Annotated in this window: 18 protein-coding genes; 5 read left to right on the forward strand and 13 right to left on the reverse strand. The window is 42.7% G+C overall.

The features are described from left to right. Positions 1-6: 6 nt before the first annotated feature. From BDD43_RS04600 to BDD43_RS04615, 4 genes are all read left to right on the forward strand, one after another. The gene (locus BDD43_RS04600) at positions 7-1,590 is read left to right on the forward strand and encodes an aldehyde dehydrogenase (NADP(+)) (protein ID WP_121196635.1); all 1,584 of its coding nucleotides are present in this window, start codon (positions 7-9) and stop codon (positions 1,588-1,590) included. Between the two features lies 1 nt (position 1,591). After that, a complete protein-coding gene (locus tag BDD43_RS04605; RefSeq protein ID WP_121196636.1) occupies positions 1,592-2,593 on the forward strand; it encodes a 4-hydroxyproline epimerase in 1,002 nt (333 codons plus the stop codon). A 54-nt stretch (positions 2,594-2,647) separates the two neighbouring features. Beyond that, positions 2,648-3,895 carry an NAD(P)/FAD-dependent oxidoreductase gene (locus BDD43_RS04610; RefSeq protein WP_121196637.1) on the forward strand — a complete coding sequence of 416 codons (1,248 nt, stop codon included), beginning with the start codon at positions 2,648-2,650 and terminating at the stop codon, positions 3,893-3,895. 287 nt (positions 3,896-4,182) lie between these two features. Continuing rightward, positions 4,183-5,076, forward strand: a complete 894-nt coding sequence (locus BDD43_RS04615) for an AraC family transcriptional regulator (protein WP_121196638.1) — start codon at positions 4,183-4,185, stop codon at positions 5,074-5,076. A 55-nt stretch (positions 5,077-5,131) separates the two neighbouring features. Here BDD43_RS04615 and BDD43_RS04620 read toward each other — a convergent pair whose 3' ends face one another. The 6 genes from BDD43_RS04620 to BDD43_RS04645 form a co-directional block, all read right to left on the reverse strand. Continuing rightward, on the reverse strand, positions 5,132-6,907 hold the full coding sequence (locus BDD43_RS04620; protein WP_121196639.1) for an aminopeptidase P family protein: 1,776 nt from the start codon (positions 6,905-6,907) through the stop codon (positions 5,132-5,134). 492 nt (positions 6,908-7,399) lie between these two features. Next, on the reverse strand, positions 7,400-7,897 hold the full coding sequence (locus BDD43_RS04625; protein ID WP_121196640.1) for an anti-sigma factor: 498 nt from the start codon (positions 7,895-7,897) through the stop codon (positions 7,400-7,402). Further along, positions 7,894-8,475, reverse strand: a complete 582-nt coding sequence (locus BDD43_RS04630; RefSeq protein ID WP_121196641.1) for an RNA polymerase sigma factor — start codon at positions 8,473-8,475, stop codon at positions 7,894-7,896. Before BDD43_RS04630 ends, BDD43_RS04625 begins: the two co-directional genes overlap by 4 nt. 160 nt (positions 8,476-8,635) lie before the next feature. Continuing rightward, positions 8,636-8,983, reverse strand: a complete 348-nt coding sequence (locus BDD43_RS04635; protein ID WP_121196642.1) for a hypothetical protein — start codon at positions 8,981-8,983, stop codon at positions 8,636-8,638. A gap of 11 nt (positions 8,984-8,994) precedes the next feature. After that, positions 8,995-9,546 carry an RNA polymerase sigma factor gene (locus BDD43_RS04640; protein ID WP_121196643.1) on the reverse strand — a complete coding sequence of 184 codons (552 nt, stop codon included), beginning with the start codon at positions 9,544-9,546 and terminating at the stop codon, positions 8,995-8,997. A gap of 312 nt (positions 9,547-9,858) precedes the next feature. Continuing rightward, the gene (locus BDD43_RS04645) at positions 9,859-10,257 is read right to left on the reverse strand and encodes a hypothetical protein (RefSeq protein WP_121196644.1); all 399 of its coding nucleotides are present in this window, start codon (positions 10,255-10,257) and stop codon (positions 9,859-9,861) included. 353 nt (positions 10,258-10,610) lie between these two features. Between BDD43_RS04645 and BDD43_RS04650 the strand changes: the two genes are divergently transcribed. Then, entirely contained in the window at positions 10,611-10,988 is a 378-nt protein-coding gene (locus tag BDD43_RS04650) for an RNA recognition motif domain-containing protein (RefSeq protein ID WP_121196645.1), read from the forward strand. Positions 10,989-11,401: 413 nt separating this feature from the next. On the opposite strand, the gene BDD43_RS04655 is transcribed toward BDD43_RS04650, so the two are convergent. The 7 genes from BDD43_RS04655 to pnuC form a co-directional block, all read right to left on the reverse strand. Beyond that, positions 11,402-11,683, reverse strand: a complete 282-nt coding sequence (locus tag BDD43_RS04655) for an ATP-dependent Clp protease adaptor ClpS (protein ID WP_121201876.1) — start codon at positions 11,681-11,683, stop codon at positions 11,402-11,404. A gap of 52 nt (positions 11,684-11,735) precedes the next feature. Next, a complete protein-coding gene (locus tag BDD43_RS04660) occupies positions 11,736-12,596 on the reverse strand; it encodes an SDR family oxidoreductase (protein WP_121196646.1) in 861 nt (286 codons plus the stop codon). A 142-nt stretch (positions 12,597-12,738) separates the two neighbouring features. Next, positions 12,739-13,512 (reverse strand): enoyl-CoA hydratase/isomerase family protein, encoded by a 774-nt coding sequence (locus tag BDD43_RS04665; protein WP_121196647.1) that lies wholly within the window; start codon positions 13,510-13,512, stop codon positions 12,739-12,741. Positions 13,513-13,747: 235 nt separating this feature from the next. Beyond that, positions 13,748-14,371: a thiamine phosphate synthase gene (locus BDD43_RS04675; protein WP_121196648.1), complete on the reverse strand. Its 624-nt coding sequence runs from the start codon at positions 14,369-14,371 to the stop codon at positions 13,748-13,750. A gap of 226 nt (positions 14,372-14,597) precedes the next feature. Further along, entirely contained in the window at positions 14,598-16,256 is a 1,659-nt protein-coding gene (pafA, locus tag BDD43_RS04680) for an alkaline phosphatase PafA (RefSeq protein ID WP_121196649.1), read from the reverse strand. Positions 16,257-16,354: 98 nt separating this feature from the next. After that, the gene (locus tag BDD43_RS04685; protein WP_121196650.1) at positions 16,355-17,464 is read right to left on the reverse strand and encodes an acyl-CoA dehydrogenase family protein; all 1,110 of its coding nucleotides are present in this window, start codon (positions 17,462-17,464) and stop codon (positions 16,355-16,357) included. Beyond that, positions 17,464-18,087 (reverse strand): nicotinamide riboside transporter PnuC, encoded by a 624-nt coding sequence (pnuC, locus tag BDD43_RS04690; RefSeq protein ID WP_246001458.1) that lies wholly within the window; start codon positions 18,085-18,087, stop codon positions 17,464-17,466. Before pnuC ends, BDD43_RS04685 begins: the two co-directional genes overlap by 1 nt. Positions 18,088-18,092: the final 5 nt, after the last annotated feature.

The following is an 18,092-nucleotide window of genomic DNA, read 5'->3' on the forward strand; positions in this document are numbered from 1 at the left end:
AAGCTTATGATAAACAGCAATAATATAATAGCCTGTACTTATACCACGGTTAATGGTACCGAATTTAATGCCATTAACCCCGCAACAGGCGAACTGCTGGAGGGCAGCTTCACCGGAGCCGATAGCACCGCGGTTAACCAGGCTTTAAAGCAAGCTACCGAAGCGTTTAAAATTTACCGTACCATTGGTGCTAAACGCAAGGCTGCTTTTTTACGCGCCATTACCGGCGAAATTAATTTAATAGGCGAAACACTAATTAGCAGGGCCGTTGCCGAGAGTGGCTTACCTGTGGGACGCATTACCGGCGAAATGGGGCGTACCACCGGGCAACTCCGCATGTTTGCCGATATGGTTGAAGAGGGATCATGGGTTGATGCCGTAATTGACGAAGCGCAGCCCAATCGTTTACCCATCCCAAGGTCGGATATCCGCCGGATGTTGGTACCTATAGGGCCTGTTGTGGTATTTGGCGCCAGCAACTTTCCGCTTGCTTTTTCTGTAGCCGGTGGCGATACAGCTTCGGCTTTAGCTTCGGGCTGCCCGGTTATTGTTAAGGTTCATCCGGCGCATCCCGGTACAAGTGCCTTGGTTGGTTCGGCAATTAGCAAAGCCGCCGAGGCAACAGGTATGCCCAAAGGTGTTTTTTCGCTACTGTATGATAATGGTTATACCGTAGGCGCTCAACTGGTAAAACATGAGCAAACCAAGGCGGTAGCTTTCACAGGCTCGTTTAAGGGCGGTATGGCTCTGTTAAAACTGGCGCAGGATCGCGAAAGCGTTATCCCTGTATTTACCGAAATGGGCAGCATTAATCCTGTTATTTTGTTACCTGCCAAATTAAATGCCGATTATGCACGGCTGGCTGTTAAATTTGCCGATTCTATTACCTTAGGTGCGGGGCAGTTTTGTACCAATCCGGGTTTGATATTAGCTGTACAATCAGAAAGTTTAAACCGCTTTATATCCGATTTAGGCCGTGCTATCGAAGCCGCTCCATCGGCAGCCATGCTTACGCCTGGTATCTGGCAAAACTATCAAACCCTATCACAAGAAATTCTTTCGGAAAACGGGTTGGAACTGATAGCCAAATCCAATGTAATTAATGCGGAAAAAGTAAATCAATCAGTAGCCGCAATAGCTAAAGTATCTGCGCTGGAGTTTATCAGCAATAAAAAATTACGGGAAGAAATATTTGGTCCCTGGTCATTAATCGTAGTTGCCGATGATGTGGCGCAACTGGAGCAGGCTGTACAATCGCTGGAAGGGCAGCTTACCGCTACCGTAATGGCCGAGCGTGAAGAATTACCGCAATACGCCACATTACTGGATACTTTAACTGCCATAACAGGCCGGGTTATACTAAACGGTGTGCCTACTGGTGTTGAGGTTTGCGCCGCCATGCAACATGGTGGGCCGTTTCCGGCTACAAGTGATAGCCGTTTTACCTCGGTAGGTACCGGAGCCATTTACCGCTTTGTAAGGCCCGTAGCCTGGCAGGATTGGGAAGATAGCTTGCTTCCGCCCGAATTGCAGGTATCTAACCCGCTAAATATCTGGCGGCAGATCAATAATAACTGGACTAAAGAATAACATGAGCAGTAAAACTTTTTTTTGTATCGACGCGCATACCTGCGGTAACCCTGTTAGGCTGGTTGCAGGTGGCGGGCCTACGCTCAAAGGAGCAAACATGAGTGAAAAGCGTCAGCATTTTTTAAAAGAGTTTGACTGGATACGCACCGGGCTCATGTTTGAGCCACGCGGCCATGACATGATGTCGGGCAGTATTTTGTACCCACCTCATGATCCTGAAAACGATGTAGCCGTGCTGTTTATCGAAACCAGCGGCTGTTTACCCATGTGCGGCCATGGTACCATTGGTACCATAACCATAGCTATTGAAGAAGGGCTCATCCAGCCCAAAGTTCCCGGAGTTATTCGCATGGAAGCTCCCGCGGGTTTAGTTACCATTGCTTACAAGCAAGAGGGGGGCAAGGTTACATCTGTTAAATTAACCAACGTGCCCTCTTTTTTGGCCGCAGAAAACCTACAGGTAGAATGCCCCGACCTGGGCACCTTAACCATTGATGTAGCCTACGGTGGTAATTACTACGCCATTGTTGACCCTCAACCCAATTTTGCCGGTTTGGAAAACTATACCGCAGGGCAGCTTATAGGTTGGAGCCGTATTTTGCGCCAGCGCATTAATGAACTATATACCTTTGTGCACCCGCAAAACCCTACCATTAACACCTGTACACATATTTTGTGGGCAGGTGCTACGCTATCTGCCGATGCTACTGCGCGTAATGCTGTTTTTTATGGCGATAAAGCTATTGACCGTTCTCCCTGCGGCACAGGTACATCTGCAAGGATGGCTCAGTGGCACGCCAAGGGTAAATTAAAAAAAGGCGATTCGTTTATCCACGAAAGCATTATCGGCAGCAAATTTACCGGCACAGTAGAGGATGTGGTAAAGGTTGGCGATATGGATGCTATTATTCCAGGTATTGAAGGCTGGGCAAAAGTATATGGCTATAACACCATCAAAATAGATGATGATGACCCATATGCGCATGGGTTCCAGGTAATTTGATAATTGATTTTTTATTGACTTAGGTTTTTTGGCTTAGGTATATTCCGAATAGTGATGGCTAAAGTATTGATTATAGGTGCGGGTATTATGGGGCTTAGTTCCGCTTATTATCTTCAAAAAGCGGGACACGAGGTAACGATTCTTGAAAAAAGCGATCTGAGTGATAATTGTTCATTTGGCAATGCAGGCATGATTGTGCCAAGCCACTTTGTACCCCTGGCCGCCCCGGGAATGATAAGCCAGGGAATAAGATGGATGTTTAACAGCAAAAGTCCGTTTTATGTACGCCCTTCGCTTAACGCTGATTTGATTTCCTGGGGAATCAAATTCCTCAAAAATGCTAACACAAAACACGTAGAGGCATCGGCCCGGCCTTTAACCGAGTTATCACTGCTTAGTAAGAGCCTTTACCAGGAACTTGCAAAAGAGCCCGGCTTTGATTTTGGCCTTTCGGAAAAAGGCATCCTGATGTTTTATAAAACCGAAAAGGCTGCCGAAGAAGAAGCGCATTTGGCACATAAGGGAAGGGAACTTGGTTTGGATATGCAGGTGCTTAACGTAGAGGAATGCCTTGCTTTGCAACCCGAACTTCAATTAAACGTTTTAGGCGCCGTGCATTACCGTTGCGATGCTCACTTGTATCCCAATAAGCTAATAGCGATTTTACTGCAACACCTCACCGAAAATGGGGTAAAAATTATTCGCAATCACGAAGTAACGCGCATTGATACAACAGGAAACGCAATTACCCGTGTTTTTACAGCAGATAAAGAATGGACCGCCGACCAGTATATTATTGCCGGAGGCTCGTTTTCGCCGGCTGTTGCCAAACTGGTTAATTTAAAGGTGCCTTTAATGCCGGGCAAGGGATATTCGTTTATGGTGAACGAGCCACAACAGCGGATGCAGATACCCGCCTTGCTTGCCGAAGCCAGGGTTGCCATTACCCCAATGAACGGTAGTTTAAGATATGGTGGTACTATGGAATTAGACAAAATTAATACCCGGATCAATATGAACCGGGTAAAAGGGATAGTACAATCGATACCCGAGTACTTTCCGGATCTGAAACCTGAAGTTCAGGCCGAAAAAGAGATTTGGTTCGGTTTCAGGCCGTCGTCGCCCGATGGTTTGCCCTACATTGGCCGGAGCGATAAGTACACTAATTTAATTATGGCGACCGGCCACGGTATGATGGGCCTAAGCCTGGGCCCTGCTACCGGTTTATTGGTAAGCCAAATTATTAGTGGTGTTAAAACCAGTATTGGTATCGAAGCATTCTCTGCCAATCGTTTTGCTTAATAGTTGCCGCCGGCAATTAGATAAATGAAATACCAGTATGCTTTATCTATTAAAGCCGATAAAACAAAAAAGAAGGGCATCTTAATAAAAGTTGTCCTTCTTTTTTGTTTAAAATAAATGCCATCAACGGTAACCATATTTTAATTTATGGTTGCTTAGTTCTCGCTTTTACGCCTCAATCAGTGTACATTTTACCCTCCTCTTCTCATATTTTACCTTAAATTGCTTGATGTTTTTATTTTAAGGTTAATTTGCTGTAAATTACAACAACAATTAATTAGCCCGCCATGAAAGTATTACAATTTACTATCCCTGTAGCTCATGACAAAAGCGTAATAGTTGATGAGGTAGAACTGCCTTATCATTATCCGTATTTGCACCGGCATAAAGAGGCGCAAATCACCTGGATACAGCAGGGAGAAGGCACTTTAATTGCCGGTAACCATATGCAAGATTACAAGGCTGGCGATATTTTTTTAATTGGGGCCAACCTGCCGCATTTATTTAAAAGCAACCCCGAATATTTTAAGCACAACGATACGAGGGGTATTAAGGCACTCACGCTTTTTTTTAATCCGGATGGCACTTTGGCTCCTTTGTTTAATTTACCGGAGATGAAAGCTTTTAAGATTTTTTTGCAGCAGCATCAACAAGGTTTTAAAATCCCCGATCAGCAATATCAACCCATAACACAGTTTATGAATGCTGTTAAAAACACAACCGGACCAGACCAGCTAATGGAATTTTTAAATTTGCTTAAAGGCATGTTAGCCATCAATACTAAATTAGAGCCGCTATCATCATACGGCGATATACCTGCAATAACCGAGAACGAAGGCATCCGGATAGGTAATATTTACAATTACATTATGCAGAACTACAGCGAGCCTATAACCTTAGAAGATGTAGCCAAAGGCGCCTGCATGACTTCCGAATCATTTTGCCGGTATTTTAAAAAGCATACCGGCCACACATTTATATCCTTTTTAAACGAGGTAAGGATAAACGAGGCCTGTAAAAAACTAACGGCACATAAATTTGAAAGTATATCAACAGTGGCTTATAAATGTGGTTTTAAAAGCATCACCAACTTTAACCGGGTTTTTAAATGTGTAATAGGTACATCACCGCGCGAGTACCTGGACAATTACCTTAATAACGTAATAACGCAACTAAAATAGCCAGTTAATTACCAGGGCCAATATTTTGAGATGCTATTGGCCCTGTGTTTTTGCTTTATATGGCTTTAGCTTTTTGGCTTAACCATAATTGTTCCTCTTCACTTAAATGCGGGCTTAATTTATCATAAACCATTTGGTTATAGTTATTAAGCCAGTGCACATTGCCGCTCTCCAGTAAATCTTTTTTAACTAAAGCGGTATCTATAAGTGCCAGCGTTAAGGTTTCAAAGGCGTAAAATTGCGCAAACTCATTAACGGTATGGCTAACGGTTAGCACCAAATTTTCAATCCTCACGCCATGTTTTCCGGGGCGGTATATTCCTGGCTCTATAGAAGTTATCATGCCAATTTGTAGCGGTATGGCTACGTTGGTAGGGTTTAACACCTGCGGCCCTTCGTGTACATTTAAATAAAAACCTATGCCGTGCCCGGTGCCATGCCCGTAATTAATGGCATGTTCCCATAAAGGCCGCCGGCAAATGGCATCAATTTGGTAACCGCAGGTACCTTGCGGATAAAGGGTTTTAGATCCTTCTATCATGGCTTTTAAAACCAGGGTATAATCTGTTCTTTCTTCCTCGGTAGGTTCGCCAAGCGGTATCATGCGGGTAATATCGGTAGTTCCGTAAAAGTACTGCCCTCCCGAATCAACAAGGAACAAGCCCTTCTCCAAAATTTCCGAATCACTTTCGGCTGTTGCCATATAATGTGGTAAAGCCCCGTGAGCCTGGTAGCCACCAATGGTGTTAAAGCTTATCCCGGCAAGGCCATCCTGCTGTTCCCTAAATTGCTGTAGCTTTTCGGAGGCGGAAAGTTCGGTGATTTTAATTTTGCCGATATTTTGTTCCATCCAGATCAAAAAGCGGGTAATGGCTACCCCATCCTTAATCATGGCTAAACGCACCTGTTCAATCTCGGTTTCGTTTTTCAGTGCTTTAAAATGCGTAGTTGGATTAATGTCTTGTACAACCACCGCAGATTTCGGAATCAGCCTGTATAAACCAAAACAATTGCGTTTAGGGTCAATCAGTATATTGCAACCTTCCGGTAAGGCAGTAAGTGCGTTGTCAATATCCCCGTAAGGCAAAATTTGTACTCCGGCCAGGTTTAGCAATGCCTTATCTGCCTCTGTTACCTTTTCCAGATCAATAAAAAGCGTTGCGTTGCTATCGCTGATGATTGCAAAGCTTAAAACCACCGGGTTATAGCTTACATCGCCGCCGCGGATGTTAAACAGCCAGGCAATATCGTCTAATGATGAGATTAGGTGATGGTTGGTTTTTGCAGCCTTCATGGCAGCCCTCAGGCGCGCCAGTTTATCTTCAACAGTTTCGCCGGTAAACTTCGCGTCGATACAAAAGGCAGGTACTTTAGGCAGGGCAGGCCGGTGATCCCATATCGGGTCTAAAAGATCGTCGCTTTTAAAAACAATCTGTTTATCGGCCAATTCTTTCTCCAACAATTCGCCTAATAAAACAGATAATAAACGATCATTAAAAGCAACAACGGCCTGGTCATCCAGTACTTCGGCCAACCAGGCTATGTACTCAGGCGCATGCTGTACCTTCAACTTTACCAGCTCATAACCGGTATCCTGTAGCTGTTCTCCAGCCTGTACAAAGTATCTGAAATCCGTCCACAAGCCGGCAAATTCAAGCGTGATAACCAATGTACCTGCCGAGCCCGTAAACCCGGAAGCAAAATGGAGGCATTTATAAAAATCGGGCAAATATTCACTGATATGTGGATCGGCAGAGGGGATGATATAGGCAGAAATACCTTTATCCTTCATTTGCTGGCGTATGGCAGCGAGTTTTTGTTTGTATGTCATGAGATAGCGCGTTATGATGCAAAAATACAATTTGAAGGCGTAGTTGTTATACCAAATCTTATCCGCTTATTCCCATAAATTGGTTTTGCCTATAATTTAGCCGTAGTAACTTACCGGTATCAACGCTCAAGTTTTAGCTATGCTATTTGTGTTTAGTGGCTTTGACAGTTATAACTACTAACGCTTATACAACGATACCAATTTCAAAATATACACTCGCCTGTTTAAGGTTGAACGATTCGCGTAAAACTGCTTTAAAAATAAAAAGCCTCCCAACCTTGCGTCGGGAGACTTTCAACCTAAACCTTATCACAATTAAACCGGTAATTTTACCGATTCATATATACCTAAACAATTTTTGTACCAAAGTTGGCTTAATGATATAAAATATACCCCGCGTAAACATAAATGACGTTTAATCAATAATACAAGGCTTTTTAATTATTTCATCACCGTTTTACTTTGTTCTTTTTGTTATACACTCTATTGTTATTACTGCTGTTTACTGTTCAGTTTTTTGCGCAAATATGTATCCAAAACATACAGGCCCAATACCATATCAAACAATAAAAAGCCACGCATTATATTATTGCTCATGTATTGCTGTATTGGCGGCATTTTAAACTGGGGTAAATTAATGGCTACGTGGCCCGTTTGCTGCCAGTTAATACTGGCTAACATTAAAACTAACAATGCGCAAATACTTACTGCAAAAAAGGCACCTATAGCCCATATAATATGTTTGTTTACTGCAGATTTTAATGGCTTTAAAGCGGCCTCGGTACGGATGGCCTCCATAACATTGTAGGTAAAGGCCATAGATGGCTCGTCCAAATCAATTGCTTTAAATTCGGTATTAAGCCGCAACAGCTCGGTGTACATTTGTTTGTACATCTCGTTAGTATCTATTAAATGGCTAATAAGCTGTTCCTCTTCGGCAGTACAGTGGCCATCAATATAGTTCCAAAGTTTTTCTTCTATATCATTCATATCAATTCCCTCGCTTCGTGTTTCAGGTTATGCTCCAGCTTTTCTTTCAAACGCTGGCGCGCTCTAAATAGTTTAACTTTAACGGTATTGGCCTCCATATTCATGGCCTGTGCAATTTCTTCTAACGATTGTTCTGCCTTGTAAAACAAGGTTATTATCATGGCATCATCGGGCAATAATTGCTCAATGGCCTGGTTTACATAAAACGACCGCGACTTGCTCTCGGCTGTATTGGCCTCAAATGCCGACGGGCGGTTTTCTAGTTGGATGCCGGCATCCTCGTTATCAATTGATGTGGTGCTTACCCGTTTCTTACGCAAAAACGTCATGGCGGTTGTATATACAATACTATACAGCCAGGTACTGAATTTTGACTGACCCTGAAACTGGGCTAACGACCGGTATGCCTTTATAAAACAATCTTGCGTAATTTCTTCGGCATCTTCGCGGCCTTTGGCAAAACGCAATGCCAGGGTAAACACAAAACGCTGGTGCCGTTTAACCAGGTCGGCATAGGCTGCCTGGTTACCTGCCAGGGCAAGGTCTATCAGTTCGATATCTGTAAGCTTTGATTGCATCAATTACCGACTGTGACGCATAAACCTTTTACCGGGTTACAGTTAATTGTAAATATAATAACAAAGTGATGATTTATTATTTTGCCGAACACAAAAAACACAGCCGGGGCAGTATTTATGAGCAAAAAAAAGCGATGGGCTTACATCCATCGCTAAACAATTACCGCTGGCGCTTATACCTGCACCGTTCCTTAAATTCGGCCCTAAACTTTTCGCGTTCCTCATCATTCATATTCATCCACTTCTCGCGCAAATGTTGTGGCGCACCGCCCCAGCCTGTTTTTGCACCACGCGGCCCAAAATGCAAACGGCCAAACAATATGCGGCAAAGCACTAATAAGCCTAAGGCCTGCCAGTAGGTTACCGGGGCAGCGTGAATTACTGCCGGCAATATGGCGTTCCATAAAAACTGAACCGCAGTGCCCAAAGCAAACAGCAGTAAGATGATAACAGGCACAAAAAACAATTTCTTTTTGCGGTGCCCAGAATGTTCTGATGGATTAAACATAGTTTTTTGTATTAATAATTTAAAAATTCGTTATATAATGCCTGTAGGCGGCTGCGTAAAAATTTTACGGCGTAACCCTTACGTGATATGATGGTTTTTAGTTTTTCGCCGGTTTCATCGGCAATTTGTTGCAGTGTTTTATCTTCCAGTTCGTTCCAAACAAAAACCTGGCGCTGGTTTTCGGGCAATTCGTCAAGGGTTGTAAATAATTCCTGCCAAAAAAGTTCCTTAATGTAAATAGTTTCGGGGTCGTCATCGTCGGCTATTAATATCTCGTTAAAATTAAACTCGCCTTCTTCGTCTTCAAAACCCATATCGTCAAGCGCTTCGGGAGTTTTTTTTCTATAGCGGTCAATAATTTTATTGCGGGCCACGCGGTATAGCCAGCCGCTCATTTGTTCTATCTCATCAATATCAACAACATTACTTAGCTGGTACCAAACATCCTGCAAAACGTCTTCAGCATCTTCTTCGGTTTTTACCCGGCCACGTATAAAGCTGAACAGACCTTTGCCATAGTCTTTTACAGCTTCTACAATGTTTTGTGCCGGATTATTTGTCATTTAAATGATGTGCTCTTTTATTAGGATAACGGCCAGCCTTTTAAATTACTCTAAATTATTTTTAAAGCAGGTAACCTGTTTACAAGTTAACCCCAGCACATTAATAAGTCAACCGTTTAATAACACCTACTAACAAAACGCTACAACTGGGCGAAGAATATTTTGATAAAAGAGGATAGCATTGGTTTGGCTCAAGCTTGCCGTAGCGGCTCCGCTTACTAAAGCATGTATTTTATAATTAGAAATCTGGAGTTAATGATATTATTTAATAATACCATTAACCAAAACGCAAAACACACCTGCTTAGCAATATCACTGTAAGGGTGTTTTTTGCTTAACCAGCTTTGATGCTATAAGGGCAAATAACCCCTGAAACAAGCCAAAAACTATTGCCGAAATTAGGCCGATACCTATCATATAGCCAATGAGATAGCCACCCGCAGGCATCATTTTACTCATATCGGGGTGGTGGGTGCTGTAGCTTGTATAAAAAAAGGTGTGTGTTGTGGTAAGGTACACACTGTTAAGTCCGCTTACAAAAAAGCCGTGTGCAAAGTATTTGCCGGTACAAACTTTTGCTATAACATAAGCCACTGCAATAGATATAAAAAGCCAAAATATAAATTCTACCTTTTCGGGGATAAGAGAGATTGTTCCAAAGGCCATAATGAGGCCAAACATGGAGAGTTGAAAAATGAGTTTCCAGTTCATGGTTATAAATAATTTAGGTTTTCAGTTTAAATATAAAACTAATTTGGGGTTTGGTGATCAATTTGCGGGTCGATAGCTAATTAAATTGTCGCCTTTTTTTTTAATTACGCTAAAACAATTTAAAACATTATTGCTTTAGTAGCTTAAGATTGATGATGCGCTTTAACCAAAAAATTATTAAACATACCCTTTGCTTATAGTTTAAACAAGCATAAACTTTAAAATTGTGCAGGCGTATTTTATAAATAAAGATTTTTTAAGGTAATTATTCGCATTTTCTTTGCGCTAATTGTGCAACTTATTTTATTTAATATACTTTTGCTAAAACATTAAAAATTAATTGATAAAAAAACATGAACATTTTTGTAGGTAGTCTTCCGTTTAAAGTTGAAGAAAGTGAATTGAAAGAAGTTTTTGAAGAATTTGGTGAAGTTACATCGGTAAAGATTATCACTGACAGAGAAACAGGCAGAAGCAAAGGTTTTGGCTTTATTGAAATGCCTGATGATGAGGCAGCTCAAAAAGCTATTTCGGAAGTAAATGGTGCTGAACTTTATGGCAGAACAATTGTTGTAAACCAGGCTGAAGAGAAAAAAGAGCGTCCATCAGGTGGTGGCGGATACCGTGGCGGTAGCGGCGGCGGTGGTGGTTACAACCGTGGCGGCAATAGCGGTGGCGGTGGTGGTGGCTACAACCGTGGCGGTAGCGGCGGCGGTGGCTATAAAAGATAGTTTAGTGTTTTTAATGTAATTAGCCTTAGGCATTTTTACCTTTTTCAAACATACTTTTTTCTTTTATTCCAATTCTTTTTCACGGTTACTACCGTAAACACATATAAACTCTACCGGCAGTACTATTTAGTATTGCCGGTAGTTTAATAACATTGCATGATTGTGCACACATCGTGGATGTTTCTTTGAGCCCTTTCGGGAGACTTTCTCTCTATCCAATCAGCAATTTTTTTCATAACCCATAAGTTGAGTTACCGATATTTAATATCGGCATAAATTTCCCTACGCTCAAGTAAAACCTTGGTCAATGCAAAAAAAATGTAGTTATTGATAAAAAAGATAGCATTAATTTTAGCACCACAGCCTATAGCTATAGGTACAACTGTGAAAAACGTCAACCGGAGAATAAGCGCTTAATCTACCGAAACGGTTAAACCTTCTTGCTGAAGTATTTTACGGTAAATCTCCATTTCGGTAAAAGAGCCTTCTAAAACGGCGCATTTACCTTCGTTATGAACCTTCCAGGCGATTTTTTCCGCCTGCGATTCGGTATAGTCAAGGTATTTCATCATGCAATAAATTACATGGTCAAAACTGTTAACGTCATCGTTCCACAAAATAAGCCGGTGCAATTCTTTTAATCCGGCTAAAACTTCTTCTAAAGTTAGCGTTTGCTCTTCTACCTGGGTTGACATAGTTAGCACAAATTTAACCAAAACAATCAACACATTAATGTAAAACGTTGTTTTAACTTCCCTTAGCGCCGCGGGTTAGTTTTTCAATGCCGTCCCACATTTCGTTGCTCACCATCTCAAGGGCACTAAACTGACCAGCACCTTGCAGCCACTCACCTCCGTCAATAGTAATCACTTCGCCATTGATATATCCCGAAAAATCCGAAACTAAAAATGCAGCAAGGTTTGCCAGCTCCTGGTGTTCGCCTACGCGCTTTAATGGCACACGGTTTTTAAAATCAAACTTAGCCGCCATATCGCCGGGTAGTAAACGCTCCCAGGCTCCCTTTGTAGGGAAAGGCCCGGGTGCAATGGCATTGGTGCGAATGCCGTGCCTTCCCCATTCCACAGCTAAAGACCGCGTCATGGCCAGTACACCTCCTTTGGCGCAAGCCGATGGCACCACATAGGCCGAGCCGGTAAATGCGTAAGTAGTAACTATATTTAATGTAGTACCGGCAATTTTTTCTTTTATCCAATATTTACCCAATGCCAGCGAGCAATTGGCCGAGCCTTTAAGCACAATATCAATAACTGTTGAAAACGCATTTGCCGATAACCTTTCGGTAGGGGATATGAAGTTACCTGCCGCGTTATTAAGTAATACATTAACCCGCCCAAATTTTTCTATCGATTGTTTGAGCATGGCCTCCACTTCGTCGTAATTGCGCACATCGCAGGCTATGGCTAACACCTTGCCCCCTGTTTCGGCTTCCATTTCGGTGGCGGTTTTTTGCAGTACCTCCAGCTTTCGGCTGGTGATAACCAGGTTGGCGCCAAGCTTTAAAAAGTAGGTTGCCATAGCTTTACCTAACCCGGTGCCGCCACCGGTTACTATAATTGTTTTCCCTTGTAATGCATCGTCTTTTAACATAAAAAAAGCCCCCTCTAAATCTCCCCCCGGTAGGGGAAACTTTTTGTTTTTTAATTTTACCGTTATATAAATATTATTGTAAATCTCATATCACACCATTCCCCAAAAGTCTCCCCTACCGGGGGGAGATTTAGAGGGGGCTTTAAAGCGGGCTCCTCGGAGTTTTCAAATTCTGAATTATCATATCCAAGGCCTTGCGTGTTTCGGGAGCCCACCATTGTTTTATCATTTGGTTAAGGGTTTCGGTTTGGTCGGCATTGGTGGCAGCTATCAGGTGCTTGCGCAGGTTAAGCTTGCTTTGGCTCCAGGTAACGGGGTTTAGCTGCATATACTTGCGTATTTGCTTTTCGGCAGTACTTATTACGCTCTCGGGGTTACTTATCTCGTCAATTAAACCGGCCTGTAAGGCCTCATCAACACTTAGCAACTTGCCTTCCATCAACAACTGATAAGCCTTGCGCTGCCCCAGCCAAAACGAATACAAATGGAAAATACTATCGGGTACAATAATGCCTACGGGTATCTCGTTTAGGCCAATAATATATTTGCCTTGCGCCATTACGCGGTAATCGCAGCAAATGGCTATTACGCAACCGCCTGCCGGGCTGTGGCCGCTAATTGCCGCAACCATAGGTTTTTTAAACGAAACCAGTTTGGCTTGCAGGGCCAAAAAGTCCGTCCAAAAAGCAGTAATCTGTTCTTCGTTATAATCGTAAAGTTCTATCAAATCCAACCCTGCCGAAAAAAAGTTTTCTTTCCCGGTTATAATGAGGCCACCAATATTATCGTCATTATCAATACTATGCACCAGGGTGTGCAACTCCTTTACCATTTCGGCATTCATGGGGTTTGATTTGCCACGGTTAAGTGCAATAACGGCCAGCCGGTCTTTAATAGTTACCTGTATAGTGTTCATTAAGCAAGAGGTTTATAAAGCCAAGGTCGTATTAATTTTTCACAAATACAATGCACGCATAGTATTTTGGCAGGGGATTGATTGATTGATTGATTGATTGATTGATTGATTGATTGATTGATTGATTGATTGATTGATTGATTGATTGATTGATTGATTGATTGATTGATTGATTGATTGATTGATTGAGTGAGTGAGTGAGTGATTGATTGAGTGAGTGAGTGAGTAGCTATTATCAATGAGTTTTTTGATAAAAAGCTTTTAACATCGCTTGCGGGTCCGTGGCGTTATTGACTGCGCCTGATACGGCAATGCCTGTTATTCCGGTTTGCATTAAATGTTCAACACCGTTTAACTGGATGCCACCAACTGCTATGATGGGGATATTTACAGGATATTTTTCTAATTCGCGGTAGCCGTTGTAGCCCAACAGCGGGTAATTATTAGGCTTGGTTTCGGTGTGGGCAAAGGGGCCGTAGCCCACGTAATCGGCAAAGCCTTGCTTTTGCAATTGTAGTAGGTTATCAATTGTTGTGGCTGATGCGCCCAATGTTTTTTCGTCGGTAATAATTTCGCGGATAACCGCTAAATCGGCATCCATATCTTCGATATGTACGCCTTGGGCATCAACCTTATCCAGTAAATGGTAATGGTTGGTTAGTATGAGGGTAGCACCCCAATCGTCGCAAATGCTGGCTACCTGGTGTATTTCGGGTATCATTTCCTCGTCTGTTTTACTCAGGCAGCGGTACTGTATCCAGTTAACCCCGGCCTGGCAAGCCATTTGGGTTTGCTCGGCATGGCTGCGGCCAGGTAAATCCTGAGTTAAATAGTGAAAGCGAGAAACGTATTTTTTCATGCTATGCCTGTAACAACAAATTAACCTTTAATGTTTTTGCCCTTCACCCGGTTACTCAAAAAGCGATAGATTACTATTATGAGTGCTGTTAAAAGCAACAGGTTAAATAAAGTCCACAAGGTTAAGGTTATACTGGGCGACATGGCAATTGGGTTTATCAAATGTAAATAATAAAGTCCGGAAAAATGGGTTCCAACATTTTCCGGACTTTATTATATTAAACCAATTATCTTACTATCTCAACTATAGGCAAGCCAATGGTGCCGTTAGGTGTTTGAATATGTAGTAAGGCGGCTACCGTAGGTGCTATATCCGTCATGTGGATTGATGCATTGGTATGGCCATGCGGAATTCCCCAGCCCATAAAAACCAGGGGGATGTGGGTATCATAGGGGTTCCAGGTGCCGTGCGTTGTGCCGGTGCTGCCATGGCCCGAGAACCATCCGGGTTTTAAAACAATTTGAACCGACCCGCTTCTGTCGGCATTGTAGCCGTTAACAATCCGGGTGCGCAGGGCAACCGGTATAGATGCATCGGCAGCCTTTTTCATGTCGACAGCAAAAGCAATAGCAGGCTGTTTTTCCAGGTATTTTATACAGTCGTTTTTTAATTCGGTTTCATCCAGATGTAAGCGATTGATTGCGCTATAGTTAAAATTAACCTGGTAATTCATTAAACTTAGCACTAACGAATCGGCCTTGTATTTGCCTAACAATTGTTTATTCAATTCGTTTTTTGCGGCTGCCTCGTTCCACATCCCGGCAGGGATATTATGGTCGGTTAAAAAAGTTGGATTGTGTGCCGCGCCGTGGTCGGCGGTTAAAAACACGGTATAGTTTCCTTTACCAACTGTATTATCCAGGTATGTAAAAAAGCTGGCTAAATCGCGGTCCAGGCGCAAATAGGTATCTTCGGTTTCAACGGCGTTAATACCATATTGGTGGCCAATATAATCTGTTGATGATAAGCTTAGGGCTAAAAAGTCGGTAACGGTATTTTTTCCTAATTTTTCATTTTCAATGGCTTCCTTAGCTAAATCTAACGTGATGGAGTTGCCATAGGGCGTAGTACGTATAGCGCCGTAATCTTTAGCATACATTGCCGAAGTTTTTACGGGCATGGTTGGCGCATCGGCACCTTTGGGCTTGCCTTCGTAACGAGGGCTGTTGTCTTCGGTACTTTGGTCGTAAGTGTTAACCGGGTATAAGGTGTTCCAATCTTGCTTCAAATACTTTTCAGCATTTTTTTGCTGGTTAAAATTATTTACCCATGCCGGCAGGCTATTCATGTAATAGGTGCTGGTTATCCAGTTACCGGTTGCGTCGTCAAACCAATAAGCGGCATTAGCACTGTGGCCTGCAGGTAAAATACCGCCACGGTCTTTAAGTGATATGCCTATTACTTTGGCTTTAAAGTTTGTTGCCAGGCGCAACTCGTCTGTTACGGTGGTGGTTAGTAAATTACGTGGCGACATTTGGCCAGCTACCGACGTACTGCCCACCGTTTTTACGGTAGCATCTTCGGTGCAATACATTGATTGCCCTGTTGCCTGAATAATAAAATCGTTACCGGCGATGCCATGTATAGCCGGAACGGTGCCTGTGTAAATACACGTATGCCCGGCTGCAGTAACGGTAGGGATATAATCCAGATTAGTATTATCGCAGCTAAAGCCTTCGTTTAGTAAACGTTTAAAGCCATTGCTTTGGTAGCGGCTGTAATAGCGATACAGATAATCCCAACGCATTTGATCTACCACAATACCCACAACCAGTTTAGGGCGCGGAACAGCAGTGGTAGCAGCAATTGCAGTTTTTTTAGTTTGAGCCGATGCGGCTAATGTTGTTAAGGCCAATAAGGCAATGGAGAGGCATTTTAGTTTCATGTTGATAATCACTATAAAAACTCAAATATCAGCAATACAACTCAACCGAATGTGATATTTATGTTAAGAATTAACATGCTAGCACTATGTTAGTGTACTTAAACCGAAAAAGTGAACAAGCTATGTTGGCTCGCCGTATGCATATCGCGCCAAACACGGTTAAGTTCCGAATGGCTGCGGGCCGCATCAAGGCCACAGTAAGGGTACAGTTCATCTACAATTTGCCTGGCTTTTTTTGCCAATGCCCGGCTTGCCAAACTCACATTTTGCAGGTTTTGAGTTTGGCTGGCTCGGTTAGCTATTGTAAAATCCGACCATGATTGATCGAGACACATGTAAAACGATTCCCTTACCAAATTAAGCTCAGATATTGATGATAGCAAAACGCTGCTTAATTCGGCTTGCTGCTCAGGCTTTAAATTTTTACTTACATTTTTTTCTGCAAAAGCATCCCTGCACAAATCAATAAAATGGATAGCCATGCCCGATAGGTTAGCCGCCAGTGTAGCCTCCGCCAGTTGATGAAAGGGATAAATATATAAAGGCCGGCTTACCTTTGTAAAAGCAGCATCAATTTTAAAGGCACGGCATGGCGGTACTACCACATTTTTTACCTCAAAACTGTGGCTACCTGTTGATACCATGCCTATATAGGCCCAGGCAGGTATTACGTTCACTTCGCTTTTTTTAAATACAAAGGGTTGTATAAGTGGTTCGCCGTGTTGGTTTAATACCGGTTGGCCATCCTCTAAAATTTTGCAGTTGGCAGTAAAGTGCGTGGTGTTTAATGCCCCACTGGCATATTTCCAGGTGCCGTTAATTACATAGCCGTTGCTGGTTACAGTTGCCGTTCCTGTTGGCGCACCACTTCCGGCAAGGCAAACCGAACGGTCGGCAAATATTTGCTGGGCAAATTGTTCATCCAAAAACCCACCGAACCAACCCGCACCTGTACACAATGTAATTACCCAACCCAAGCTACCATCGGCCCAGGCTAAGGCTTCAATCAGGCGTACTTCCTGGTTTAAATCCATTTCCAAACCGCCGTATTGTTTAGGCACAAGCATTTTAAACCATTGTTGTTGGTATATAAGCTCTAACTGTTGGGGTAAAAGCTGGCGGGCTTGCTCGGCTAAAGGTGCTGTGCGCCTAATAATGCCGATGCAGTCTGCCTGTAATTGAGTTGATGGGTGGTAACTTATATCCATTAAGCGGCAAGTAAAACTGACGATTTTTCTTTATTGTATATCTTAATCCAATCAATAAAGCCCCATACGCCTATTACAAATAAAAAGATGGTTAAAAAACCAAACAAGGGTAAATGCTTATAAAACAATAGCGGCACTGCAAAAACATTACTCAAATTAAGCAGCAGCCAGTTTTCAATTTTACGGCGGGCAAGCAACCACATACCCGCCCACGCGCTTGATGATACAAAGGCATCCCAAATGGGCACGTTTGACGGCGGAAAGTTAAACCGCCAAAACACAAAACCGTGGTTTAATATAGCATACAAAATTGCCCAGCCAATAAAAGTAATACTTAATGTAACTACCCATTCGGTGCGGCTACTCCAGGTAATTTTTACGGGCGGCTCACCTTTCTTTTTAAGCCAATAATACCAGCCGTAAAAGCTCATTACCAAATAATATACATTCAATAACGATTCGCCATATAAATGCACATTTAGTAGCAGGTAGATACCCAACACGGTACCAATAATACCGGTTGGGTATAACCATACGTTATTAATGCGCGCCAGCAAAACTTCGGCAACGCTCATGGCAACGGCTATCCACTCAATAGGTGTGGTTGCTTTAATTTGCTCCATGAGCA

This window comes from Mucilaginibacter gracilis, from assembly GCF_003633615.1.
Classification (GTDB): domain Bacteria; phylum Bacteroidota; class Bacteroidia; order Sphingobacteriales; family Sphingobacteriaceae; genus Mucilaginibacter; species Mucilaginibacter gracilis.